The sequence below is a fragment of the Alteromonas sp. genome, from assembly GCF_984505615.1.
In genome coordinates this window covers 109,445-133,061 of the sequence record NZ_CFHOXV010000002.1, presented here as the reverse complement: position 1 = coordinate 133,061, position 23,617 = coordinate 109,445, and the positions used below count along the sequence as shown (strand labels likewise).

22 protein-coding genes and 1 tRNA gene are annotated in these 23,617 nt (G+C 50.1%); 8 read left to right on the top strand and 15 right to left on the bottom strand.

All coding sequences use genetic code 11. From position 1 onward, the window contains the following. Positions 1-39: 39 nt before the first annotated feature. The 11 genes from flgJ to AC4PME_RS02125 form a co-directional block, all read right to left on the bottom strand. Positions 40-993 carry a flagellar assembly peptidoglycan hydrolase FlgJ gene (gene flgJ / locus AC4PME_RS02175; RefSeq protein WP_491045079.1) on the bottom strand — a complete coding sequence of 318 codons (954 nt, stop codon included), beginning with the start codon at positions 991-993 and terminating at the stop codon, positions 40-42. Beyond that, positions 993-2,105, bottom strand: coding sequence for a flagellar basal body P-ring protein FlgI (locus AC4PME_RS02170; protein ID WP_491045078.1), 1,113 nt, complete (start codon positions 2,103-2,105; stop codon positions 993-995). Before AC4PME_RS02170 ends, flgJ begins: the two co-directional genes overlap by 1 nt. Before the next feature lie 9 nt (positions 2,106-2,114). Next, on the bottom strand, positions 2,115-2,795 hold the full coding sequence (gene flgH, locus AC4PME_RS02165; RefSeq protein ID WP_119500520.1) for a flagellar basal body L-ring protein FlgH: 681 nt from the start codon (positions 2,793-2,795) through the stop codon (positions 2,115-2,117). An 11-nt stretch (positions 2,796-2,806) separates the two neighbouring features. Beyond that, positions 2,807-3,595, bottom strand: a complete 789-nt coding sequence (gene flgG, locus AC4PME_RS02160) for a flagellar basal-body rod protein FlgG (RefSeq protein WP_119500519.1) — start codon at positions 3,593-3,595, stop codon at positions 2,807-2,809. Between the two features lie 47 nt (positions 3,596-3,642). Continuing rightward, positions 3,643-4,386, bottom strand: a complete 744-nt coding sequence (gene flgF, locus AC4PME_RS02155; RefSeq protein WP_119500518.1) for a flagellar basal-body rod protein FlgF — start codon at positions 4,384-4,386, stop codon at positions 3,643-3,645. A gap of 228 nt (positions 4,387-4,614) precedes the next feature. Then, complete coding sequence (flgE, locus tag AC4PME_RS02150; RefSeq protein ID WP_474844623.1) at positions 4,615-6,000, bottom strand: flagellar hook protein FlgE; 1,386 nt, start codon at positions 5,998-6,000, stop codon at positions 4,615-4,617. A 14-nt stretch (positions 6,001-6,014) separates the two neighbouring features. Further along, entirely contained in the window at positions 6,015-6,704 is a 690-nt protein-coding gene (locus tag AC4PME_RS02145; protein WP_119500516.1) for a flagellar hook assembly protein FlgD, read from the bottom strand. Between the two features lie 24 nt (positions 6,705-6,728). After that, positions 6,729-7,151: a flagellar basal body rod protein FlgC gene (gene flgC / locus AC4PME_RS02140; protein ID WP_119500515.1), complete on the bottom strand. Its 423-nt coding sequence runs from the start codon at positions 7,149-7,151 to the stop codon at positions 6,729-6,731. Beyond that, on the bottom strand, positions 7,151-7,558 hold the full coding sequence (flgB, locus tag AC4PME_RS02135; RefSeq protein WP_491045076.1) for a flagellar basal body rod protein FlgB: 408 nt from the start codon (positions 7,556-7,558) through the stop codon (positions 7,151-7,153). The genes flgC and flgB overlap by 1 nt, the downstream gene beginning before the upstream one ends. Before the next feature lie 142 nt (positions 7,559-7,700). After that, positions 7,701-8,534, bottom strand: a complete 834-nt coding sequence (locus tag AC4PME_RS02130; protein ID WP_491045075.1) for a CheR family methyltransferase — start codon at positions 8,532-8,534, stop codon at positions 7,701-7,703. Positions 8,535-8,553: 19 nt separating this feature from the next. After that, complete coding sequence (locus AC4PME_RS02125; RefSeq protein ID WP_119500512.1) at positions 8,554-9,474, bottom strand: chemotaxis protein CheV; 921 nt, start codon at positions 9,472-9,474, stop codon at positions 8,554-8,556. 165 nt (positions 9,475-9,639) lie between these two features. On the opposite strand from AC4PME_RS02125, the gene flgA reads away from it, so the two are divergent. From flgA to flgN, 3 genes are all read left to right on the top strand, one after another. Further along, positions 9,640-10,374, top strand: coding sequence for a flagellar basal body P-ring formation chaperone FlgA (flgA, locus tag AC4PME_RS02120; RefSeq protein WP_491045074.1), 735 nt, complete (start codon positions 9,640-9,642; stop codon positions 10,372-10,374). Positions 10,375-10,467: 93 nt separating this feature from the next. Next, a complete protein-coding gene (gene flgM, locus AC4PME_RS02115) occupies positions 10,468-10,803 on the top strand; it encodes a flagellar biosynthesis anti-sigma factor FlgM (protein WP_119500510.1) in 336 nt (111 codons plus the stop codon). Positions 10,804-10,813: 10 nt separating this feature from the next. Continuing rightward, positions 10,814-11,245 (top strand): flagellar export chaperone FlgN, encoded by a 432-nt coding sequence (flgN, locus tag AC4PME_RS02110; protein ID WP_491045073.1) that lies wholly within the window; start codon positions 10,814-10,816, stop codon positions 11,243-11,245. Positions 11,246-11,323: 78 nt separating this feature from the next. Here the strand turns inward: flgN and AC4PME_RS02105 are convergent, their stop codons facing one another. Then, positions 11,324-11,800: an LPP20 family lipoprotein gene (locus AC4PME_RS02105; RefSeq protein ID WP_474865840.1), complete on the bottom strand. Its 477-nt coding sequence runs from the start codon at positions 11,798-11,800 to the stop codon at positions 11,324-11,326. A 234-nt stretch (positions 11,801-12,034) separates the two neighbouring features. Here AC4PME_RS02105 and AC4PME_RS02100 point away from each other — a divergent pair, with 234 nt between their 5' ends. From AC4PME_RS02100 to smrA, 3 genes are all read left to right on the top strand, one after another. Beyond that, entirely contained in the window at positions 12,035-13,210 is a 1,176-nt protein-coding gene (locus tag AC4PME_RS02100; RefSeq protein WP_491045072.1) for a flagellar assembly protein T N-terminal domain-containing protein, read from the top strand. Between the two features lie 85 nt (positions 13,211-13,295). Further along, positions 13,296-13,370, top strand: a tRNA-Arg gene (locus tag AC4PME_RS02095). Positions 13,371-13,409: 39 nt separating this feature from the next. After that, positions 13,410-13,997 (top strand): DNA endonuclease SmrA, encoded by a 588-nt coding sequence (smrA, locus tag AC4PME_RS02090; protein WP_491045071.1) that lies wholly within the window; start codon positions 13,410-13,412, stop codon positions 13,995-13,997. Between the two features lie 1,242 nt (positions 13,998-15,239). Here smrA and purL read toward each other — a convergent pair. Further along, complete coding sequence (gene purL / locus AC4PME_RS02085; RefSeq protein WP_491045070.1) at positions 15,240-19,136, bottom strand: phosphoribosylformylglycinamidine synthase; 3,897 nt, start codon at positions 19,134-19,136, stop codon at positions 15,240-15,242. A 215-nt stretch (positions 19,137-19,351) separates the two neighbouring features. Here purL and AC4PME_RS02080 point away from each other — a divergent pair, with 215 nt between their 5' ends. Then, complete coding sequence (locus AC4PME_RS02080; RefSeq protein ID WP_491045069.1) at positions 19,352-20,305, top strand: membrane-bound lytic murein transglycosylase MltF; 954 nt, start codon at positions 19,352-19,354, stop codon at positions 20,303-20,305. A gap of 275 nt (positions 20,306-20,580) precedes the next feature. Here AC4PME_RS02080 and tadA read toward each other — a convergent pair whose 3' ends face one another. Further along, complete coding sequence (tadA, locus tag AC4PME_RS02075) at positions 20,581-21,117, bottom strand: tRNA adenosine(34) deaminase TadA (protein ID WP_491045068.1); 537 nt, start codon at positions 21,115-21,117, stop codon at positions 20,581-20,583. A 295-nt stretch (positions 21,118-21,412) separates the two neighbouring features. Between tadA and AC4PME_RS02070 the strand changes: the two genes are divergently transcribed. Further along, the gene (locus AC4PME_RS02070; protein WP_119500502.1) at positions 21,413-21,646 is read left to right on the top strand and encodes a hypothetical protein; all 234 of its coding nucleotides are present in this window, start codon (positions 21,413-21,415) and stop codon (positions 21,644-21,646) included. 8 nt (positions 21,647-21,654) lie between these two features. On the opposite strand, the gene AC4PME_RS02065 is transcribed toward AC4PME_RS02070, so the two are convergent. Further along, positions 21,655-23,592, bottom strand: coding sequence for a monovalent cation:proton antiporter family protein (locus AC4PME_RS02065; protein ID WP_491045122.1), 1,938 nt, complete (start codon positions 23,590-23,592; stop codon positions 21,655-21,657). Between the last annotated feature and the right edge of the window lie 25 nt (positions 23,593-23,617).

Below are 23,617 nucleotides of genomic sequence, written 5' to 3'. Positions count from 1 at the left end.
TCCGTAACAGAACATCAAAAGGTTGAGCAGGTCCGGTATTCATGGCTGATATCCCTGTACTGCGTCACTGCGGTAAACAGCCATCACTTTACTGGCGTATTGCGGATCGGTGGCGTAACCGGCCTGTTGTAATTCATTAAAGTATTGCGATGCATCTGCACCGTTTGCCACAGCCTGCTGATAACGGGGTTGAGTACGGATAAAATCAACATAATCAGCCAGTCCGGACTCCAGAGAGTCATACTGACGAAAAGCTGCTTTGCGCCGCTCGGGTACACCATTACTGAATTCCAGCGTATCAACTACGGCCTGGTCACCCTGCCACTGGTTGTTGGCTTTGATACCAAACAAATTGTGCGTGCTGTTGCCGTGCTTGTCGTGAATAACATACTGGCCCCAGCCGGTTTCAACGGCAGCCTGTGCAATAATAGCTCTGGCATCCGTACCCAGCGCTTCTGCGGCTTTTTCTGCGTACGGATAGAGGGTTTTCACAAAATCCTGCTGGTCACTGAACATTGCGGCCTTGTAGGCGGATTGTGAACCGGCAGACGCGGAGTCCAGCATTGTTGCCTGAGCACGGCTTACTGCTTCTGCCCTTTCACGATTGATTGACGACAGGTTGCCGTCGGAGCGCAGGGTACTTGCCGGACGGTAGTCCGGGTCCTGCTGACCAAGTTGCTTCACAATTAAATCAGCCAGACCAAGCCCGCCATTACTGGATAAGTCCACGGCAAGCTGTTGATCGTGCATATCGCGGTAGAACTTAACCTGCTCAGAGTTAAACGGACTGTCCTCATCAGCAAGAGCATCCTGGGCTTTGCGCATAGACTTCAGCATCATTTGCACAAAAATCGCTTCAAACTGCTGTGCCGCTTCCTGCAACACTTCACCGTTACCACTTGCCATGGCTTCACGCAGGTTATTAAGCCCGCTGATATCACTGGCATTACGGGCCATTTCTAACTGGCTTTGGGAAGTGTTTTGCAGATTCATCAGATAATCACCAGTTCACCACGAAGCGCACCGGCCTGACGCAAAGCTTCAAGGATTGCCATCAAATCGCCCGGAGCGGCACCCACTTCGTTCACGGCACGTACGAGCTGGTCAAGTGTTACGCCGGGCTCAAACTTGAACATACGGCTGTCTGCCAGATCCACATCCACAATAGACTGGGTCGTCACTACGGTGTTTCCGTCTGCAAGGGCATTCGGCTGAGACACCTGCTGGTTTTCAGCAATCGTCACCGTTAATCCGCCGTGCGTAATTGCTGCAGGCAGCAGTACCACATCCTGACCGATAACAATGGTGCCGGTACGGCTGTTAATAACCACCCGCGCCGGAGCATCAGCAGGTTCGAAATCAAAATTCTCCACCGTCGCCAGAAAACCGACCCGCTGACCAACATCACGGGGGGCGGTAACACGGACAGATGCAGCATCAATAGGTGTGGCAATGGTATAGCCCTGATCCGGTTGCGCACCAAGACGTTCATTAATAGTATCGGCAAGCCGCTTTGCAGTAGAAAAATCCGGATAGTGCAGATTCAGTGTTAAGGTGTCGCCGTTAGCAAAACCGGAAGGAACAGTTTGCTCAACAAACGCGCCGTTCGGGATGCGGCCAACAGTAGGTGTATTCACCACAATGCGTGATCCATCTCCGCCCTGGGCACCGAAACCACTCACTACCAGACTGCCCTGAGCAACGGCATAGACTTTTCCGTCAACCCCTTTTAAGAAGGTTTGTAACAACGTGCCGCCTTGCAGGCTGCTGGCTTCACCCACAGATGATACAGTCACATCGATAGACTGACCGGGCTTGATGAACGGCGGCAGTTCAGCATGTACGGCAACTGCTGCCACGTTTTTAATTTTTGGCTTGGTATTCGGATTCAGGCTGATACCGAAGTTGCTGAGCATGGTGCGGAAGCTCTGTTCGGTAAACGGACTTTGTTCACCGGTGCCCGGCAGACCCACAACGAGTCCGTACCCCACCAGCTGGTTGCTCCGCACGCCCTGGATACTGGCCACATCTTTAATGCGTTGTGCGTCAGCAAGAGGTGCTGTAAATATCACAGCAGCGACAAGGAGAAATCTTAAAATTGGCATAAGTCGCTCCTAGAAAGGCCACACGTCGGAAGAGAAAAAGCGGGTAAGCCAGCCCTTTTCCTGTGCCCGTGCAAAGCTGCCTGTACCGCTGTACTGAATGCGGGCATTGGCTATCTTTGTGGACACAATCTCGTTCTCAGGGCTGATGTCCGCTGGACGGATAATGCCGGTCAGACGGATATATTCATCGCCCTGATTCAGCGTCAGCCATTTTTCTCCCCGGATCACCAGATTCTGGTTTGGCATCACATCAACCACGGTAACCGAGATAGCCCCGGAAAGGCTGTTGCTCTGGTTCGCCTGGGCGTTGCCGGTAAAATCATTCGACGAATTCAGGCCGAACTGAATAGACTGGCTTCCAAGATTAATGGTATCGCCACCCAGGCCGGTTATTGGTTGCACATCCACGCCGGTACTTTTCGCTGTTGTGGTATCAGCCGTTTTCGACGCCGCGGTATTTTCACTCAGCGTAACGGTAATGATGTCGCCTACCCGACGCGCGGTCACATCAGAATACAAACTGTTTGCCATGTACGGGCGGAACAGTGCCCCGTCCTCTGTGATCTGCTCCCGGGGAATATCGGGGATCACCGGAGCAAACGCAGGATCATTCGCCTGGGCCGGTGGCTGCGGGGTGCTGTTACATCCCGCCAGCATTACACTGATTGCGATAAAGCCAAAAATTCGCATGACATCACCTGTTAAAGCTGCTGAATCACCTGACCAAGCATCTGGTCAACGGAAGAAATTACTTTTGAGTTCATCTCATATAAACGCTGACTTTCAATCAGGTTTACCAGTTCTTCCGTGACGTTCACATTGGAGGTTTCCAGCGTGCCCTGAGAAATCGTACCCAGGCCCTGTAAACCCGGCACGCCCTGAATCGGCGCCCCGCTGGATGCGGTTTCCACAAACAGGTTTTGTCCGGTAGGTTGTAAGCCGGTGGGGTTAACAAAATCAGACACGTTCAACTGGCCCAGCACCTGAGGTTCAGCCTGACCACGTACTGAGGCAGAAATCTCGCCATCCTGAGAAATAGTAATTTGCTGGGCATCTTCAGGAACAGCAATTTCCGGCTGTAACAGGAAACCGGCACCAGAGGTAACAATCTGGCCCTGATCGTTTAACGTAAACTGACCATTACGGGTATAAGCAATGGTGCCGTCAGGCTGCAGAATTTCAAAATATCCGCGGCCCTGAATAGACATATCCAGTGCATTTTCGGTAGTCAGCATATTGCCCTGTGTATGAGCTTTTTGCGTGGCGACCACTTTTGAACCGGAACCCAGCATCAGGCCTGAAGGCAACTCAGTGTCGGCCGACGAACGTCCGCCAGGCTGATTGATATTCTGGTACAGCAGATCTTCAAAGATCGCACGATCTTTCTTGAAGCCTACTGTTGAGGCGTTTGCCAGGTTATTGGATACCACGGCAACGTCGGTTTGTGCGGCGTCTAGCCCAGTTTTACTAATCCATAACGCAGGATGCATATCGACCTCCTGACCACCGGCAACAGCATGTGGTCGTTAGTTAAAAATTAAATTATGCGAAGTAGCTGATTGCCCTGAGTCGACAGCTGGTCAGCTTCTTTCATCAGCTTGACCTGCATCTCATAATGGCGTTGCAGACTGATCATATTGACCATCTCATCAACTGCGTTCACATTGGAACTTTCCAGCATGCCGGTTCTGACCATGACATTTGCGTCGGCATCGACTGCCGCGCCGTCTTTGGTTCTGAACAGACCGTCATAGCCTTTTTCAAGGTTATTCAAATCGGGGTTAACCAGCTTTAACCGGCCCACCTCTTCCGACACATTCTCCGGTGCGCCAACAGGGCGGGTGGAAATGGTGCCGTCCATTGCAATATTCAGATTATCCAGTGGCACAGGCAGATAAATTGGCCCGTTGTCACCCATCACAATATTGCCGTGCATGTCTGTGAGCATGCCGTCAGCACCAAGCTGAAAGCTGCCGTCACGGCTGTAAGCTTCCTGCCCGTCGGCGCCCTGAACGGAAAACCAGCCGTCTCCCTGGATAGCAACATCCAGATCGCGGTTGGTCTGCACCATCGCACCGGACTCATAGTTATTAGACGGACTTTCTGTCATGGAAAATACGCGGGTCGGCAAACCTTCGCCGTATGCCGGCATAGCTCTGGCCTGTTCAAGCTGTGCACGGAAGCCTGTGGTTTGCGCATTAGCCAGATTATTGGCGCGCACTCCGGTGGCCAGCAGGTCTTGCTTGGCGCCGCTTGCAGCAATATAGAGTAATTTATCCATGACTGACTTTTGACGTTTTTATGAACCTTACAGTGACAACTGCAATTCAAATGCCAAAAGTAAATTGACGTAAAGAAGGGAAAGTTTGACGGTTTGCTGACAAAGTTTCCTCGCCTGACAACACGGGCGGAGGATAAATTTCAGCGTGCAGAATGTGAGTGAACGCCCCGCTGCGGAAATAAAACAGGCCGGAAAACCGGCCTGCCTGAATGTTATACCACTGACGTATTAACGGATATTCAGAATTGTCTGGTTCAGCTGGTTGTTGACCTCCAGCGCCCGTGAGTTCGCCTGGAAATTACGCTGAGCGATAATCAGGTCAATCAGTTCGGTAGTCAGGTTAACGTTCGCCTGCTCCAGAGCTGATGAATTGATTTCACCGTAAGTACCGGTTGTGGCTTCGCCAGCCAGTGCCTCACCGGAAGCAATTGATTCTTTCCACTGGGTGCTGCTTTGCTGGGTCAGGCCCTGCTCGTTTGAAAAGCGTACCAGCGCAACCCTTACAATAGGCTCAGAAGTACCGTTCGAGAAGGTCGCCCGTACCAGACCGTCAGCACCGATATCGATACCCGTCAAACGGCCCACCGGTAAACCATCCTGCTCCAGTGAAGTAACCTCAAACGCTGACGCAAACTGCGTCGGTTCGTTGGTGGTTGCTCCCGTCGGATCAAGGTTAAAGTCTATTGCAATTTGTTGTGACGGATCAGAACCGTTTGACAAAATAGTTCCACCTAAGGCTTCTGTTTGAATCTTCAGGTTAGTCTGAGCCACACCATCCGGCGATTCAATGCCCACAAAATCACCGCCCTGACTGAAAGACATTTTCGCCACGGTGACTGCTGAACCACTTGCAGTACCAACCACGTTCGTCGCCGTTGCCGGGTCTGAGTTAGTCCCGTCAGAGTTCACCAGATCGACGAGATTGTCATCGATGGCAGTAGCAACATACCAGTCATTAGTGGTTGTAGCGGCCGGGTCTTTGATGAAATAGTAAGTCATTACATGGCTGTCACCCAGTGAATCGTAAACGGTGACTGATGTGGCCGCGTTATAAGTCAGCGGATCGTCCGGATTAAATAATGTGGGGTCTAGTGCCTGATCCCCTGCCGGCAGGTTCATCCGGATATCCACTTCGCTTGTTTGTTGCGGCGAACCGGATGAATCAGGAATGCGTACGGGGATAGTAGTACTTAATGCTACAGATGAACTTGTGCCATCTGTATTTACCGGAAACCCTAATAAGTTGTCACCGTTACTGTTCACAACGAAGTTATCTTCATCCAGCTTGAACTGTCCGGCACGGGTAAATGAGAAGTCCCGTGATGTGATTTCAGGCACAGTAGCAAAGAAGCCGTTACCTGTGATCGCAAGATCCAGAGAAGTATTAGTAAACTGTAAACTACCCTGAGAAAACTGCTGTGCCACATCTTGTGTCAAAACACCGTCACCGACTTTTGTTTTCCCGCCTGCCAGCAATGACGATGCATAGACATCACCAAATTCTGCGCGGGACTCTTTAAAGCCCACCGTGTTGACGTTCGCGATGTTATTGGCGGTTACGTCGAGATCTTTCTGCGCGGCTGCAACGCCACTAAGTGCAATATTAAAAGACATAACTCTTTCTCCTGTTAACTGCCTATCTGGATGACGTCGCTGAGGTTGATACTCACATCACCCGCCAAATTCAAAATAATGCCCTGACTGCTGCCAGTCATGCTGACACTGCCTACCTGCCGGTTAATAGCAGTAGGAACGGTTGTCCCTTCATTGTCGACGGTGCCGTTAGCATTAACCACATATTCTCCGGCCGGCATAGGATTGCCGTTTGTGTCTGTTCCGTCCCAGTTAAACTGGATATTTCCTGCCGCCTGCGTACCTGCATCAATGGTCTTAACAATTTCACCATATTGATTTTCGATGGTGATCTTCAGATCCTGCACGGTCTGATCGTTAACCAGTACGCCACTGAAGCCGGCACCTTCTTCTGCCATGTAGCCCACATTACCTTCCACCAGCACCTGCTGACCAATCAGACTGGAAGCCTGCAATGCCTGGTTGGAGGTCATAGACGCGGCAAAGGATTCGAACTTTTCATTCAACTGGGAGATCCCGTCTGCCATCGTGAAAGATGTCATCTGGGCAACCATCTGATCATTGTCCACCGGTTTAGTTGGATCCTGATTCGCCAACTGCTCTGTAAGCAATGAGAAAAAGTCTTCCTGAGTCAGGCGCTGTTCGCTGCCATCGGCAACGGCTACACCTTCTTCCTGCCAGTAGAGCTCTGAATTTAAGCCGGTCGTATTTGAAATAGTACTCACGAAAATACCCTCTGCTCAGCGCGGTTACTGACCGCGACCAAGCTGCAGTACCTGACGGAAAATACGTTTGGTTGTATCAGCAACCTGAACGTTTGTTTCGTAGCCTTTCGAAGCGGACATCATATTTGCCATCTCTTCGACAATGTTGACGTTGGGCTTATAGATATAACCGTTTTCATCAGCCATGGGATTGTTCGGTGCATACTCAATTTGCAGAGGTGCATCGCTTTCCACTACGCCTTTAACCTCAACACCCACGCCTTTACTCTGTTCATCTGATGCTCTGGCAAGTTCTGCGGCGAAAACCGGATAGCGTGCCTTATAGGTTTCTTCGTAACTGCTGCTGACGCTGTTAGCGTTAGCTATGTTACTGGCGGTGGTGTTCAGACGGACACTTTCTGCTTCCATACCGGTACCGGAAATGGACATGACATTAAACAGGCTCATTAACTTTGCCCTCCACTTAAGGCTTTCTTCATACCTTTCAGTTTTCCTTCGAGAAATTGCAGGGTTGCCTGGTATCTCATTCCGTTATCCAGAAAGGCATTTCTTTCAGCCTGCACTTCAACGGTGTTGCCGTCCCCGGTGTCGGGCTGATTTGGGATTCGATAATCGATGTCGAAGCTGTTGATATTAAGACCGCCACCAATGTGATTTTCATGAGTGCGCAGCAAAGAGCCCTGGCGCTGTTCACTGCGGGCGCTTTCCATGGCTTGCTTAAAGTCTATATCGCGGGCTTTGTAGCCGGGTGTGTTTGCGTTTGCCAGATTACCGGCAATCACTTCCATCTTCTGCTCTCTGATATCCAGCGCTTTTTTATGGAAACCGGTCAGATTGTCTAAGTTGATGGCCATGTAAAACACTCCACAGGCAAAGATTTCAACAACATCGAATTAAAATGAGACTCAGAGTTTGAATCGTCGTTTTCTTATTGTTGAAAACTTTGCAAATGAAGTGCCAAGTATTTTTTGACGCCCCGGGCGGGGCGTCAGGGGATTATTTATTTCTTTGATAGTAAAGGCCGGGATGGCACTTCACCATGGTAAAGTGAGATCCGGCTTCACCGATAGATTCCGAAGCGCCGAGGAACAAAATCCCCCCGGGCTGCATCTGGGCGGCAATTTGTTGCAGTATCTTTTGTTTCACCTCTGCCGGAAAATAAATCAGTACATTACGGCAAAATACGATGTCGAAGCGACCCAGGGCTGTATAACTGTGCAGCAGATTCAGGCTTTTGAAAGTAACCATTCTGCGTACTTCCTCATTAACCTGGACCATACCCTCACTGTTGGGAGAGAAATAGCGTTGTCGGCGTTCTGCCGATAACCCCCGGGCCAGAGAAAGTTCGTCATACACACCTTTGTTGCACTTCTCCAGCATGGCCGACGACAAATCTGTGCCGGTAATTTCCACACCTGCTCTTAAAGCGCCGGGTTTTTGCCGCTGAAATTCCAGTACTGACATAGCGATGGAGTACGGTTCCTGTCCTGAGGAACAGGCAGCACTCCAGATCCGCAACCGGCGATTTTCACTGGCGTACTGCGGCAAGATATTATTGATAAGTAATTCGTAGGGATAATTATCACGAAACCAGAGGGTTTCATTGGTGGTCATGGCATCCAGAACGGATTGCAACAGATTACGGTTCCCACCGCGTACCACTGCTGCAATCAATCCGTCCAGGCTGTCGTAGTCGTATTCGTACATCAAAGACGACAAGCGGCTACGGACAAGATATTGCTTGTTGTCGCCTAACGAAATGCCACACTGTTGCTGCAGAAAAGTTCCGAACTGACGGTAACTGTCGGCAGACACTTCTTTATTTTTCAAGCTTCCCTGGCCCCGTCAATCAGTTAGACAACCATTTACCTACAGCAGTAGCAAGTTCATCAGGATGGAATTTTGCAATGAAATCATCGGCACCGACTTTTTGCACCATCGCCTGATTGAATACCCCGCTTAACGACGTGTGCAGAACCACTTTTAATTTCTGCAATTCAGGGGTATTTTTAATTTCAGCCGTCAGAGTGTATCCGTCCATTTCCGGCATTTCTATATCGGAAACCAGTACGCCCACTTTATCTGTAACGTCGCCGGTTTCAGCAGCAATCTCTTTGAGACGGTTCAATGCTTCCAGGCCATTCTTAGCCAGCTCCATTTTCAGTCCCAGTGCCGTCAGCGCTTTTTTCACCTGACTGCGGGCAACAGAAGAGTCATCGGCAATGAATATAATCTTATCTTCCTGAGCAGTGGTATCCAGCCCGGCGATAACATCTTCACTAACCTCGGCTTTGAGCGGAGAAATTTCGTTAAGAATTTTTTCTACGTCCAGAATTTCCACAAGCTCTTTATCCACTTCCGTAACGGCAGTGAGATAACTGGCGCGGCCCGTACCCTGCGGCGGGGGCATAATGGCATCCCAGTTCGTATTGATAATGCGTTCAACCGCGCCAACCAGAAAGCCCTGTACTGAGCGGTTGTACTCGGCAATAACGATAAATGCTGTTTCGAGGTTTTCAATCCGTCTGCCGCCTGTTGCCATGCTAAGGTCGATAACAGAAATGGTTTGCCCGCGGATATGCGCGATTCCCCGTACCAGTGAATTCAATTTAGGCATTGCTGTCAATGGCGGGCACTGCAGTACCTCCCGCACTTTGAACACGTTAATACCAAAGCGCTGACGGCCGTTAAGTCTGAACAACAGTAGCTCCAGCCTATTCTGCCCCACTAACTGCGTGCGCTGGTTAACGGAATCAAGAATGCCTGACATACATCACCTCTAATTTAAATTGGGCACGAACATTGCGTTTCACCATATCACTTAATGTTTAAAAACAGAATCGCCAAAAAAGTGACACTTTAACCGTTACGAATCTAAGGGTTCTGCTTTTAATCATAGTCAAAATACAATGAACTGAACACGAAAAAAGTCATCATGCAGAAAAAGTTATCGAAATTATTGCAGAAATCTTTAAGCAGGCCGCTGATGGTTATGTTGCTGATGATGCTAAACATAGCCAGTATTCCGGCATTTGCCCAATCTTCAGCGCAGATGCGGGAAAAAATTCAGCAGGAAGCTCAGGCTTATCTGTTAAGCGAAATTGGTGACGCTCACGGCGACGATAATATTCAGGTAAGTATTGTACCTGTTGATGATCGCATTCAGATCCCCGTCTGCCATACTCCTTTTCAGTATCACGCAGACAGCAGCGCCCTCACCCAGTCCTATATTTCAGTGAGAGTGAGTTGCGGCAACAACGACTGGTACCTGTTTACCAACGCACGGGTTGCGCGGACCCGCACGGTGGTGGTGACCTCCGGACTTATCAGCCCGGGCACAGTGCTGACATCAGCAAACCTGAAGCTGGCTGAAGTAGACATTAACCAGCTGCGGCACACCAGTTACATGTCGCAAAAAGAACTTATCGGTGCGAGGATGAAAAGACGGGTCCGTGACGGTCAGCCTGTACAGGCAAATATGCTATGCTTTGTGTGTAAAGGTGATCGCATCACTATCCGTGCTCAGGCCGCGGGAATGCAGGTGAAAACGGCCGGCATCGCTAGACAGGACGGGGTAATAGGCGATAGTATTCAGGTAGTTAACGCATCGTCGAAAAAGACGCTTATCGCTGAAGTTGCCAGCACGCAAACAGTGGTTGTGAATTTGTAGCCTGAAACAGTAAAAAATACTGAAAAAAGGTTAAAGATGCGCCAGTTCAGGCCGATAACGTGTATGAGGTGTTATTGGTAGTGGAAAAAATTTATGGCAATCAACAATGTTAACAATGGAACCCCTAAGGCGCCCATTGACAATGCAAAGCTGAATAATCAGCAGGCACAGACACAAACGGCGCAGCAACAGGAAGCTGCGGCGAAAAATACACAGACGACGGCTCCGCGCCAGGATTCTGTCTCACTGACTCAGTCTGCTCAGCAGTTAAGTCAGGTGCAGAAGAAAGGCACTGAGGCGCCGGTCAATCAGGAAAAGGTCGACAAACTGAAGAAAGCCATTCAAAGTGGTGAGTATAAAATCGACCCGGATTCCCTGGCGCAGAAAATCGCACGGTTAGAAGCGCAGGTTTTTGGCATTAAATCGTAGAGAGTAATTTATGTCGCAGTCACTGGTACAGGCACTGGAGCAACAGATCGCAAACTTAACGCATCTGGCAACTTTGCTTGAACAGGAATTGCACCTGATCAGCTCCCGGGATGCTGAGGCATTGATGAATCTGCTCAAGGATAAAGAGCAAACCCTCGATACCATTCAGCAAAGTGATATTGCTATCAGTAAGCAGTACACTGCACTTACAGCGGAAAAAACAGCGCCAGACGATGTTTCCGCCTTGATTGCCCAGGCCAAAAAGCTTCTCGAAGAGTGTCAGTACCGTACATCAGTTAATCAAAAAGCCGTTGAACAGGGTCAGCTCAGGTTGACCCACCTGCGTAATTTAATGCTGGAAGTCCGCGCCAAAGAATCTCTGACCTACGATAAAAGCGGAAAGCCGAAAGGCTCCGGATTAGGCAGAGGCGTGAGCGCCTGATAATAGTGAAAAGTACCAAAAAGCCCGTGAAAACGGGCTTTTTTGCTTTTTGCAGAAGACCGGAGTCAGTAAACCGGCTCAGTAATAAGTAACGTCTCTAATCCTTTTAGGCTTAGCGGTTGTCAGGTAAATATCGTACACCTTACGCATGTCCAGCTCTAACTCAGTAGCGTAAGTATCCTCGCCCACCGGATAACTTTTTATCACCCTCGCGCCGCGGATCACGCCTTCAACGGATGCTTTTAATTGCGAATCCTGCATTACCATGTTTGCCACCGACTGGGAACCATTCAGTCGCTGACCGTATACCTGCTCAGCCAGTTCGCGGTAGGCATCCAGCTTTGATGCTTTCATTGCCATCAGAGAGCGGTCATTTTCCGTCTGACCCATTTGCTGCGCAACCGGTGCATATCCTATCGCTGTCAGCACGGGGTAACTTTCCGGCTCCACCACTTCCCACTCAACATGCTTATCAATAAGCCCTGAGCAACCACCCAGCAGTAATACCAGGCTGACGCCCGTAGCTCTTGCTGATTGCAGGATAATAGATTGCATAACCCACCTGTAGTTCTTAATCAGTTTGCTGAATGTCGCTGAACACCATTGTTCTGCATCCACAGCAGATTGTTTCTGTTACCCGTTTCCAGCAATAACCGTGCCCTGATGTTCCGCGCCATTTTTCAGACGCAATTTCAGGAACGTTTTTTGCTCTTGTCTTTGCACATAAAGCCGGAAACGCTGCTTTGCCAGCGGTTCCGCTTCATTTTAAATATGATTGCGGTGATAAAGATGACTCGAATTGACAATTTGCTCCGGCCAGCGGGGATTAAACTGTTTCTTACAGGGCTATTTTTATTACTGTCGTGGCAAACTTCTGCCGCCTGGTATGAAGCCAGAGGACAGGCACTCATCCAGGGCGGAGATAAAATTGCCGCCAAAGCAAAGGCCACCGAAGAGGCGATCAGACAGGCAATGATTTTTGCCGGCGCTTCGGTGCAAAGTGTTCAGATGCTGACAAACGGACTGTTGCAGGAAGACAGGCTTCAAATCAGTGCCAGCGGAGAAGTGAACAACCTTGAGCTTATTGATGAGAAATGGCACAGCGATTATGTGACAGTAACCATACGGGCTGACATTTTCCCGCAAACCGCCTCATGCAGTGCTGCTGACTTTCAAAAAACCCTGGTCACCACCTGGTTTCCTATCGAACACAGGGCGCAGGCACAGGACGGACAAATCCACGATTTATCCGAACAGGCACCCAGACACCTCCAGCAATTATTTAAAGCCCGCTCTGAATTAACTTCACTGGCTCAGATAGTGCCCTACACTGTCAGATGGAACCGCGCGAATGTGCTGGCTCAGGCACCTGACCTGGCCCGTCAGAGCCGCTCACAATACATTCTGGCGGCAACCATCACAGATTTGAGTATGCTGCGTCCCGCTCACTCTTCACTGGCATTCTGGAAGGATGATGATGCATTGCGTCAGTTTTCTCTCGATGTATCTCTGGTAGACGGTATGAACGGTGCCGTACTCATGCAGAAAAATTATGCTACCGAAGCCGTGTGGGAATTCGATCAGTTCTCACAGATTGATGTCAGCAGCTACCGGTTCTGGCAAAGTGAATACGGCAAAGCCGTCAACCGGTTGTTTACCGGTGTGGTGGAAGACATTGATGATATGCTCACCTGTCAGCCGGCTACCGGCCGGGTACTGGCCGTCAGAGGCGATGTCTTGCAGGTATCCATTGGCCGCAGCCATGGTATTCAACCCGGTGACGAACTCACCGTCTATAAAACCAGCCAGGTGCGCGATCCGCAGGGCATGACATTTTTGCAATATAACCTTTATCCGGTGAAAGTGCGGGTAACCAGCGCATCCGTTGACAGCGCTACGGTTGAAGCGGTTGACGGAGGAATTCTTGCCAATATCCAGCCCAATGATTTTGTAGCCAGACGATAGAAAACACGGTAAATCAGAGAATTGCGGGTTCAACTTCCATTCAGGATAGCTATAATAGCGTTTCTCCGGCAGTTCCGGACCGGATGTCCCTATAGTTTAATGGATAAAACAAGGCCCTCCTAAGGCTTAGATGTTGGTTCGATTCCAGCTAGGGACGCCATAGCGTTAAGCGACATATTCTTTGTGTTCGAGGTCAGCCATGCACCACCAGTTCGACGATGATGATTTACGTTCTTTCATGGAAGAGATGGGCGATGTACAACGGATAACTACAGACGACAAAGTATTCAATCACGACGCACAGGACAGCCTTGCGAAAAAGGCCAAAAGAGCCGCACTGGCCAAAGATAATCCGGACATATTTAATCCCCTCAGCATGGAAAACGTGAAGCCCGTCAAACCCGACGATTTCATTGCTTTTCAACAACCCGGCATTCAGGACGGTGTGTTTAAGAACTTACGGCTGGGTAAGTATGAACTTGAACAGCGTATATCCCTTAAAAACCTGACCCTCGCTGAGTCCAGAGACTTACTTTACAAGCAACTCAAAAACGCCCATGAACGGGGCACACGCGCTCTGCTTGTTCAGCATGGCAAAGGCGAAAACAGTAAGCCGGTTCCGGCAATGAAAAAAAGCTACGTAAATCACTGGCTCGCCGAACTGGAATTCGTCATCGCGTGGCATACCGCACAACCCGGTCATGGCGGTTTCGGCGCAACCTATGTATTGCTGAAAAAACATCCGCAACAAAAGTTAATAAACCGCGAAAAAAATAGAAAAAGATAAAAAGATAATGTGGAAAAATTGCGATAGTGATCTATGTTTAAAGACCGGCCGTTGAAATGCTATGTGAGGCGGTTTTGAAATGTGTTTCAGGTATTGCGTCTACACCGGTAATCATTCTGGTGTTTACGAAATTGACTAAACCGGAAGTTTTTGAAGACAGTACTAACCCACTCCGCAATGCGAAGAGTGCACTGTTAACTGACCCTGCGACTAAACAGCAATCAGATTGATTGCGAGCGCTTTTCGCTCACTTTTAATTCTGCGGAACTTGCGGAAGAACTGAATACAGCGGTCAGAATCATAAACAAGACTGCGACAGCGACACCGGTTAAACCGAACCCCTTACCAGAACGATACATATTCGTCTCTTATTATCTAACGTTAACTGCGGATCCCTAACGATCCTAACCAAACAACCCGCTTCCATTGCTACCTTTTATAAGTCTTCCTGACACGCCTAATGTAAAACAGTGATTTACAGATCACAAGAGATCGGTTCAAAAATTTGACACTGAAACAACTTATTTTTGGCGCTCAGTATATGCAGACCACGTCCGGTTAAAATTGTTCCGGAAAATGTAAAAATTAATTAATTTCCGTAAACCTTTGTAACTGAGCAGGAATGGTTAAGGAGATTCGGCTTCCGCAAACAGCGAGTGCGGCCGGGTTTGAAAACTGAAAAGGCTGAAGATCTAAGATTTCGCAGAACGGATTCCGTTGCAAAAGTTAAAAACCGTCAGCCGCAGGGAAGCGGCTGCCGGGCCCCAGGGATGGGTTCACGGCGTGTTTTTAACTTGCAACGGTCTCCGTTCTTCAGCGAAATCGGAACAGGTTGACTAACCAGCGCTCGCACAAAAAAAGAGGGGCTGCGTTTTAAAAACCGTTTGCGGCAAGGGCGCCGCAAACGAGCTTAAATTGAGAGCCAGAGAAGGCTGAAGATGTGAGCTTCCGCAAACAACGAGTGCGCCCGGGGTTCAGAAACCGTCTGCGGCAGGGATGCCGCAGCCGAGCCCCATGGATGGGTTTATGCGTGTTTCTGAACCCCGGTCGCGCCGCGCAATGCGGAAGCGACTATAGTGCTGAACAGGTTGACTAACCAGCGCTCGCACAAAAAAAAGAGGGGCTGCGTTTTAAAAACCGTTTGCGGCAGGGACGCCGCAACCGAGCCACCAGGGATGGTTTCTCGGCGTGTTTTTAAAACGCAGCCCCTCTTCGTGCGAGAAGCGGTTTTACAACCTCAACCTAGCCGACAAATACGCGGGCGTTGCGGAAGATGCGCATCCACGCGCCGTCTTCCTGCCAGTCGTCCGGGCGCCAAGAGTTCGCTACTGTGCGGAATACACGCTCCGGGTGAGGCATCATGATGGTCGCACGACCGTCAGCTGATGTCAGACCCGTGATACCTGCTGGAGAACCGTTCGGGTTCGCAGGATAGGTATCAGCTACCTGACCGTAGTTGTTCACATAACGCAGTGCTACCTGATTTGCGCTCTGTACCGCACTCAGTGCGTCAGCAGAGGCAAACTCCGCCTGACCTTCACCATGTGATACCGCGATAGGCATCATCGAGCCTTTCATGCCCTGCAGCAGCACAGAGTTTGACTCCATTACTTCTACCATGGCAACGCGGGCTTCAAAGCGCTCAGACACGTTAGTCACAAAGTGTGGCCAGTATTCTGTGCCAGGGATTAACGATTTGAGGTTAGACAGCATCTGACAACCGTTACACACGCCTAAGCTGAACGTATCGTCGCGGTTAAAGAAAGCGGCAAACTGGTCACGGGCCTGAGCATTGAACAGAATCGACTTCGCCCAACCTTCACCGGCACCCAGTACGTCACCGTAAGAGAAACCACCACAAGCCGCCAGACCTTTAAAGTTGTCCAGAGACACACGGCCGCTGAGTACGTCACTCATGTGCACGTCGATAGCAGTAAAGCCAGCGCGGGTAAATGCCGCTGCCATTTCCAGATGAGAGTTAACGCCCTGCTCACGCAGAATTGCTACCTCCGGCTTCACACCTTTCGCGATGTAAGGCGCTCCAACGTCTTCGTTTACATCGTAGCTCAGCTTCGCGCTCAGACCCGGATCTGCCGCATCCTGCTTGGCAGCATGTTCTTCGTCAGCACATTTCGGGTTATCACGCAGGCTTTGCATATTGTGCGTGGTTTCGGCCCACATGGTACGCAGGTTCACGCGGGTATCGGTAAGCACGGCTACGTCACCACGAACAAATTCAACCATGTCAGTAGAATTCAGTGTACCAATATCGTGTAGCAGTTCACCCAGACCGTTCGCTTCAGCAATGGCTTTCACAGCTTCAATGTCGCTCTCTGCAACCTGAATAACCGCGCCCAGTTCTTCGTTGAACAGTACCGCCAGATCATCTTCTGCCAGACCATCAAGAGAAACCGTTACACCAGTTTTACCGGCAAACGCCATTTCCGCTATGGTTGTAAACAGACCACCGTCTGACCGGTCGTGGTACGCAATAACCAGTTCTTTTTCAATCATTGCCTGTACGGCATTGAAGAAGCCCAGCAGGGTTTCTGCGTTGTCCACATCAGCCGGTTTGTCAGCCAGTTGCTGATAAACCTGTGCCAGACAGCTTGCGCCCAGACGATTCTGCCCCGCGCCTAAGTCAATCAGCATCAGGCGGGTTGCGCCTTTATCGGTACGCAGTTGTGGCGTCAGCGTTTTACGGATGTCTTTTACTGCACCAAATGCGGTGATCACCAGCGACAACGGAGACGTTACTGCCTTGTCAGCGCCGTTTTCGTCCTGCCATGCTGTTTTCATCGACATAGAGTCTTTACCTACCGGAATCGTCAGACCCAGCGCCGGACACAGTTCTTCACCTACCGCTTTTACGGCTTCGTAAAGACCCGCATCTTCGCCCGGGTGACCGGCAGCAGCCATCCAGTTCGCAGACAGTTTGATACGCTTGATATCACCAATATTTGATGCAGCAATGTTAGTCAGTGCTTCACCCACTGCCAGACGGGCAGATGCGCCGTGAGACAACAATGCTACAGGCGTACGTTCACCCATAGACATGGCTTCACCGTGATAGGTATCAAACGCACTGGCGGTAACCGCCACGTCAGCCACCGGCACCTGCCACGGACCCACCATCTGGTCACGTGAGACCAGACCGGTTACCGAGCGGTCACCAATGGTAATAAGGAAGGTTTTCTCCGCGACTGTTGGCAGGCGCAGCATGCGTTGAGCCGCATCAGCCAGCGTGATGTCTTCACGCTTCAGCGCTTCCGGCGCAACGCTTTCTGATTTCACATCACGATGCATTTTAGGTGGCTTACCTAGCAATACATCCAGTGGCATATCAATCGGCTGGTTATCGAAGTCAGCATCGTGCAATGACAAGTGTTGTTCTTCAGTGGCTTCACCCACTACCGCAAACGGGGCACGCTCACGGGCACAAATCGCCGCAAATTTTTCCAGGTTCTCAGGTGCAACAGACAGAACATAACGTTCCTGTGATTCGTTACACCAAAGTTCCAGTGGCGTCATACCCGCTTCGTCGGCGAGCACGTCACGCAGTTCGAATTTACCGCCACGACCACCGTCGTTAACCAGTTCAGGCAATGCGTTAGACAGACCGCCCGCGCCCACATCATGGATAAACTGGATCGGGTTGTTGTCACCTAACTGCCAGCAGGCATCGATAACTTCCTGACAGCGACGCTCCATTTCAGGATTGTCACGCTGTACAGAAGCAAAATCCAGATCTTCGTTAGACTGACCGGACGCCATAGACGACGCCGCGCCGCCACCGAGACCGATATTCATTGCAGGACCACCCAGCACGATAAGTTTCGCACCAACGGTGATTTCGCCTTTTTCGATATGGGATTTACGGATGTTACCCAGGCCACCGGCCAGCATGATTGGCTTATGGTAACCACGTACTTCCACACCGTTAAAGCTGGAGACTTCCTGCTCATAGGTACGGAAATAACCTAACAGATTAGGACGACCGAATTCGTTGTTAAACGCCGCGCCACCCAGCGGGCCTTCAATCATGATGTCCAGCGCGCTGACGATACGCTGTGGTTTGCCATAGTTGGCTTCCCACGGTTGCTCAGCCCCCGGAATGCGCAGGTTAGAAACGGTAAAGCCCACCAGACCGGCTTTAGGCTTGGAGCCACGGCCTGTTGCACCTTCGTCACGGATTTCACCACCGGAACCGGTAGCGGCACCCGGGAACGGCGAAATGGCTGTTGGGTGGTTGTGGGTTTCCACCTTCATCAGAATGTCGATATCTTCATGATGATATTCGTACTGATGCGACTGCGGGTTCGGGAAGAAACGCCCCGCCTGCCAGCCTTCCATCACAGCCGCGTTATCTTTATAAGCAGAGTGAACAAATTCAGGGTGGGTTTCGAAGGTGTTTTTAATCATCTTGAACAGGGATTTGTCCTGCTCCACGCCATCAATTGTCCAGCTGGCGTTAAAAATCTTGTGTCGGCAGTGCTCAGAGTTAGCCTGCGCGAACATGTACAGCTCAACATCGTTGGGGTTACGGCCTAAACGGGTAAAGCTGTCAAACAGGTAATCAATTTCATCGTCGGCCAGCGCCAGACCCAGACTGATATTCGCATCAATCAGTGCCTGCTTGCCGCTTCCCAGCACGTCCACCGAGGTAAAGCTTTGTCCTTCAGCCTGCTCGAAGAGAACCGCCGCACTTTCCGGTGCTGCAAATACCGACTCAGTCATGCGGTCGTGCAGTTCTGCCGCCACCAGCGCTTTATCTGCATCAGATAATTCGCCGTTTACGTCAACATAATATGCACAACCACGCTCAATGCGGTCGATGGCGGTAAGGCCACAGTTCTGTGCAATGTTGGTGGCTTTAGATGACCAGGGGGAGATAGTACCCGGACGAGGCGTTACAAAGAAACATTCGCCAGCGGGTGCTTTGGTCTGCGCTTTCGGACCGTAAGTGAGGAGTTTATCTAAGACCTGACGAGCATCGTCGGTCAAAGGTTGCGTTGTGTTCACCAGATGAACAAACTCTGCATAAATGCCATTCACGGTGATACCGGATTGACCCAGCCGTTCAATAAGTTTAGTTTGTCTGAATTCAGACAGGGCGGGTGCGCCTCTAAGGACCAACATATCGCTTTACCTGATTGTTTGGAAATAACGTCTGACAGCTCAAAACGCTATCTCTTGGATGGACGAGGATTTCGGCGCGGATTATAGAGGAATTCCGGCCACTTGATAACCTACATTCAAAACAAGTTTAGTTTTTTTTCGATTTTCAACCAAAGGTAATACCACTAACCGTGTCGAGTAAGATGTCTTTTCTCCTGTCTGCCCCACTGACAGTAATGTTACGTTCCGTTACCGGTTTGCTGTTAGTTCTGACCGTTTCCGCCTGCAGCGAACCTGAATTACCCAATCACCTTCGTTCTGTTAAGGAAGCCGGTAAGCTGACAGCAGGCATTGAGTATGCACCTTCACGTTATGAATATGGCCCGCAGGGTCCCCGCGGGTTTGATTACACACTGATCGCCGGATTCGCTGATTACCTTGGCGTGGAACTGGCACTTATCCCCTATTACGACGACCACAGTCTGAACGCTGCTCTGGCCGACTCAGCTATCGATTTGATTGTGAGCAGTGATGCCGGAGCGCAGGCATTGTCAGCAGATATGGTTACCGGACCGGCGTATGCCGGCACCGCCTGGGCATTCTCTGCCCGCCTTGATGACTCTCTTCGCAGTGCAGTCTTTGATTACTTTGCGACGCTCAGGCAACAACGTGTGGTTGCCAAAATGCAGAATGAATGGCTGACGCCGGCGGCTCCGCTGCAAGAGGCAGATATTCCGGCATTCATTCTTACGGCTGCCGGAAAAATAACTGCTCTCAAAGAGCAATTCAGTGCTTACGACAGCGATGCTAATTGGACTCTGCTGGCAGCTTTCGCCTGGCAATTAAATCAGTGGGAAGATGCCGGTGAAACCGCAGATGCAGTAGAGCAACTGCTTACACTGCATGAGAAAATTCCGTCACGGATCCCCGCTACGGAGAGGATGATGATGACCCTTGCAGCGTGGCGCACCGGACTGACACATCTTGAGGATTGCCGGGAACTGACATCCCGCCAGGGCGGCAACAATGACCGCTGGCTGGATGTGAAACAGCGCTATCCATTACTGGCCGTTAAGGACGTTTACCGTCACCTTGATTATGGCTATGCAGACAGCGCAGACACAGTGAGATTTACAGAAAATATTCAGCAGTACGCAACAACGTTGGAAACACTGTCTGAAAAAGATTGAAAATTGTCATAAAGCCTTCATGTTATACCGGTAGAACGGCATGAGGCATAAGAACAATGCCACCCTGAATACGTTCTCCTTACACATTTAAGGATGAGGAGGGTTTATGAGAAGACAAAAAGCAATAAAGGCAAAGAAAATTTTGAAAAGTAATAACCGCAGAAAATTAATGATTAAACGTGCCCATCAACGGGTCCTTCAACGCCGCCGTCATTTTATGACTCATGAAATGTTCGCGAAAAGTCCGGAGTCAACCTGCCAGTAGCAGTTCCGGACTACTCCTCCCCATTTCCCCCGCACTCTTCTGCCTGAGTCGCTCTGGCCAATAACTTAGCAGCTTTGATTTCAGCCCGGCGACGCCGGAAAAATGCAGACAATTTTTCTCCGCAAACACCAGCCAGCACGCCTCCGGTAATATCACATTGGTGATTAAGTTCAGGATGCTGCAACAACTGCATCACTGATCCCGCGGCACCGGTTTTTAAATCACTGGCACCGAATACCACTCTGGCGATCCGTGCGTGCACCAGCATTCCGGCACACATAGCACAGGGCTCAAGAGTGACGTAAAGGGTCGCACCGGTAACCCGGTAATTTTCTATGTGGCTGGCGGCTGCACGTACGGCCAGCATTTCTGCATGAGCGGCGGGATCATGGTCTGTAATCGGTGAATTCCAGCCTTCTCCGATGATCTTTCCGTCTGCAACGACTATCGCGCCCACCGGTACTTCGTTAATCGCTTCAGCTTTATCAGCACGAAGCAACGCCTGCTGCATCCAGTATTCATCACTGAATAATTCTTCGTTACTCATTGGTTATTTTGACCAAACTTTTGGTTATTTCAACTAAAGGAATACAGTACACGGTATATTAAAAATCATAACCAATTGAAATATAATGATTTACCAAATTGGTCACAATCTTGCGTACTCTTAATTATCATACAGCAAAAGCACGGTTAAAGCGGGTCTGTATGCAAAAATTCAGACTGATGAAAAACACAATGTTACGATTTAAATTGTACAAAAAGGTTATAAAACAGGCTGAATTAACGACAAAATGCCCGTAAGCCGTTACACTAAAATTTTACTTTGTTGAGGGAACAAAATGAATACAACCGCCGTTGTCATTGTTGCAATCTGTGCCTGGGCACTGGTCTCTATCGTCACTGCAGCGAAAGACAAGAGTAAATCGAAAAAAGATATCCGTAGTGATAAAGCCATGGAAGCCGAAATCGCGGCACTACGGGAGCGCGTTGAAGTACTGGAAAAAATCGTCACCGAAGAAAATTACGATCTCAAAAAGCAATTTAAAGATCTTGAGAGCGGTAAAGTTGCATAACGGCTTTGTCAGGCACCGTCCATAAAACGACGTTCTGCCCGCTCTACCCTTCTGGGCTTGCCGGCGATGACTAGCACATCACCGGCTTGCAACACTTCATTTCCATCCGGCTGCGCAATTTCGCTGCCATTCCTTCTCAGCCCCTGCAGTCTTACCCGCATTCTTTGAAAATCGATGTCTGACAACGACTGGCCTAAACAGGCTGCATCGTTATTCAATACAACAGCATGAACAAACTCCAGCTTATCTTCAGTGCCGTAGCTGATTTCAGTGGTTTCCCCGGGATAAAAGCCGTGCAGGTGATCGTACCGCCCCTGGCGTTCCTCCCTCACCCTTCGCAGGATCCGCGACATGGGTACGCCGGCATAATGCAGCACCTGGGAAATCAGCATCAGACTGCCTTCCTGTATTTCAGGTACAACCTGACTGGCACCGGCTTTATACAAAGCATCCAGCTGATAGTCCCGTTTTGTGCGTACCATTAGATTGATGTCCGGCGAGATTTGCCTTGCTGCGTTAATGACCTGCTTAGCTTTCTCAGGCTGATCAAAAGTGACCAGCAGTAAACTGGCTCTGCCAACACCGGCATTTTCAAGAATGTCCTTCTGGCTGGCATCACCAAATAAAATCGGTTCGCCGGCATTGCGGCTTTCGTGCACCCTTACCGGGTCTGCATCAATGGTGATAAAGGCAATGTTCTCCAGTTTCAGCAAACGGGCAACAGACTGCCCCACCCTGCCAAATCCGGCGATGACAATATGGTTTTGCAAAGCTGAAGCTTCAGGAATGGCACTGTCGGGCTCCACGTTGACCGCTGACGCAGGTTCGAGTTTCTGCGCCCAGGCCACACTGCGGGTTACCAGCAGCGGTGTCAGTGCCATGCTGATCACGCCCATACTGATGATAATAGAAGATGTTCTGCTGTCGATGACTCCTTCTGCGGTAGCCAGTGCAGCAATAACAAAACTGAATTCGCCAATCTGACACAATTTGATGCCGGTGGCCCAGGCATCCACCGCGTCAGAATTCAGTAACCTTGCAACCAGGCGCAACACCAGCACCTTAAGTACCATTAATACCGCCACCCCACTGAATATCCACAGACCATCCTGATAAAGTACGTGCAGATTGAGTTGCATGCCGACAGTAACGAAAAACAGGCCCATCAGAATATCTCTGAATGGCCGGATGTCCGCTTCCAGCTGGTACTTATACTGGCTTTCTCCCAGCATCATCCCGGCAAGAAAAGCTCCCAGCGCCATGGATAAACCGAAAATATAGGTCAGCCCGCCGGCCAGAATAGCCACCAGAATCGTGGTAAGCACGAACAACTCATCAGTTCTGGTTTTCGCCACTTCACGAAATATCCAGGGTAAAACCCACTTGCCGGCAGACAGCAGCAGGATCACGACCAGTACACCTTTTATGAGTGCCTGAATTAACGCGGTGGCGAGACTGATGTTTTGTTCTGATGACATTAATGGAATGGCAATGAGGAATGGCACCACTGCCAGATCCTGAAACAGCAGAATACTGATGGCCATTTCTGTACGACGGTGATTAAGTGCTCCGGCTTCAGTAAGCTGCTTAATGACGATAGCAGTGGAGCTCAATGCCAGCATACCACCGATGATAACTGCCGGCCCCCAGGCAAATCCGAGAAAGTGTGCGATTGCTGAGAACACACCCGTAGTAACGACCATTTGCCCTAATCCGACACCGAAAACCAGTGAGCGCATGGACATGAGCTTGGGCAGAGAAAACTCGAGCCCCAGAGAAAATAACAGAAATACAATCCCGATTTCTGCCAGCAGGTGCATGTCTTCCGGATGAGGAAACAACGCCAGCAGTTCAGGGCCGGTGAGCAGTCCGGCAAAAAGATAGGCCAGAATCGGGGGCAAATGAAGCTTTCGGAATACTGCGACACTGACCACTGACAGTGCCATTAACACTACGACTTGTCCAAATCCA

What these genes read in the sequence shown, in the direction of transcription:
- flgJ (WP_491045079.1), bottom strand. Translation starts at nt 993, where the DNA reads ATGAATCTGCAAAACACTTCCCAAAGCCAGTTAGAAATGGCCCGTAAT.
- AC4PME_RS02170 (WP_491045078.1), bottom strand. Translation starts at nt 2,105, where the DNA reads ATGCCAATTTTAAGATTTCTCCTTGTCGCTGCTGTGATATTTACAGCA.
- flgH (WP_119500520.1), bottom strand. Translation starts at nt 2,795, where the DNA reads ATGCGAATTTTTGGCTTTATCGCAATCAGTGTAATGCTGGCGGGATGT.
- flgG (WP_119500519.1), bottom strand. Translation starts at nt 3,595, where the DNA reads ATGCATCCTGCGTTATGGATTAGTAAAACTGGGCTAGACGCCGCACAA.
- flgF (WP_119500518.1), bottom strand. Translation starts at nt 4,386, where the DNA reads ATGGATAAATTACTCTATATTGCTGCAAGCGGCGCCAAGCAAGACCTG.
- flgE (WP_474844623.1), bottom strand. Translation starts at nt 6,000, where the DNA reads ATGTCTTTTAATATTGCACTTAGTGGCGTTGCAGCCGCGCAGAAAGAT.
- flgC (WP_119500515.1), bottom strand. Translation starts at nt 7,151, where the DNA reads ATGAGCCTGTTTAATGTCATGTCCATTTCCGGTACCGGTATGGAAGCA.
- flgB (WP_491045076.1), bottom strand. Translation starts at nt 7,558, where the DNA reads ATGGCCATCAACTTAGACAATCTGACCGGTTTCCATAAAAAAGCGCTG.
- AC4PME_RS02125 (WP_119500512.1), bottom strand. Translation starts at nt 9,474, where the DNA reads ATGTCAGGCATTCTTGATTCCGTTAACCAGCGCACGCAGTTAGTGGGG.
- flgA (WP_491045074.1), top strand. Translation starts at nt 9,640, where the DNA reads ATGCAGAAAAAGTTATCGAAATTATTGCAGAAATCTTTAAGCAGGCCG.
- flgM (WP_119500510.1), top strand. Translation starts at nt 10,468, where the DNA reads ATGGCAATCAACAATGTTAACAATGGAACCCCTAAGGCGCCCATTGAC.
- flgN (WP_491045073.1), top strand. Translation starts at nt 10,814, where the DNA reads ATGTCGCAGTCACTGGTACAGGCACTGGAGCAACAGATCGCAAACTTA.
- AC4PME_RS02105 (WP_474865840.1), bottom strand. Translation starts at nt 11,800, where the DNA reads ATGCAATCTATTATCCTGCAATCAGCAAGAGCTACGGGCGTCAGCCTG.
- AC4PME_RS02100 (WP_491045072.1), top strand. Translation starts at nt 12,035, where the DNA reads ATGACTCGAATTGACAATTTGCTCCGGCCAGCGGGGATTAAACTGTTT.
- smrA (WP_491045071.1), top strand. Translation starts at nt 13,410, where the DNA reads ATGCACCACCAGTTCGACGATGATGATTTACGTTCTTTCATGGAAGAG.
- purL (WP_491045070.1), bottom strand. Translation starts at nt 19,136, where the DNA reads ATGTTGGTCCTTAGAGGCGCACCCGCCCTGTCTGAATTCAGACAAACT.
- AC4PME_RS02080 (WP_491045069.1), top strand. Translation starts at nt 19,352, where the DNA reads ATGTTACGTTCCGTTACCGGTTTGCTGTTAGTTCTGACCGTTTCCGCC.
- tadA (WP_491045068.1), bottom strand. Translation starts at nt 21,117, where the DNA reads ATGAGTAACGAAGAATTATTCAGTGATGAATACTGGATGCAGCAGGCG.
- AC4PME_RS02070 (WP_119500502.1), top strand. Translation starts at nt 21,413, where the DNA reads ATGAATACAACCGCCGTTGTCATTGTTGCAATCTGTGCCTGGGCACTG.
- AC4PME_RS02065 (WP_491045122.1), bottom strand. Translation starts at nt 23,592, where the DNA reads ATGGCACTGTCAGTGGTCAGTGTCGCAGTATTCCGAAAGCTTCATTTG.